Annotated in this window: 1 protein-coding gene; it reads left to right on the top strand. The window is 38.6% G+C overall.

The annotated features are described in order from the left end of the window. The coding region (locus BUE91_RS02845) for a hypothetical protein (protein WP_143605904.1) at positions 1-503 on the top strand (503 nt) is incomplete at both ends.

The raw sequence follows: 503 nt of genomic DNA, 5'->3' as shown, positions 1-503 counted from the left end.
GGAGATATGATGGACAAGGAGTTGCAGTAGGAAGTGCAGTTTTCTCAACAGCTCAAGCAACATCTGTAGGAAATAATACTTATGCTATAGGAAGATCTTCTATAGCTATAGGTAATGATGATGTATCTTCGTATACTCAATCAGTTACAGAGCATGATTATAAGGAATATTTTAAACAACTTTATGAGAAGATAGATGAAAAAGGAGAAGTGTATGGATATGCAAATGGTGGTAAAGTTTCAGGTAAGGAAGGAAATCATAAATATTCACCAACACTAGCCCAAGGACATGGATCAATAGCCATAGGTTCTAGGTCTATAGCTTATGCTGATGGAGCAACAGCCTTAGGAACTCTTGCATATGCTTTAAAGAAAGGTTCAACAGCAGTAGGAACACTAACAAGAGCAGAAGGAGAAGGATCAATAGCAATAGGAAGAGAAACTAATGTATTTGCCCAAAATGCTATCTGTCTGGGAACCACATCTGACGCTGCCGACCAGGAA

It is taken from the genome of Streptobacillus notomytis (genome assembly GCF_001902585.1).
GTDB lineage: Bacteria > Fusobacteriota > Fusobacteriia > Fusobacteriales > Leptotrichiaceae > Streptobacillus > Streptobacillus notomytis.
This window is presented reverse-complemented; position numbering and strand designations above follow the sequence as displayed.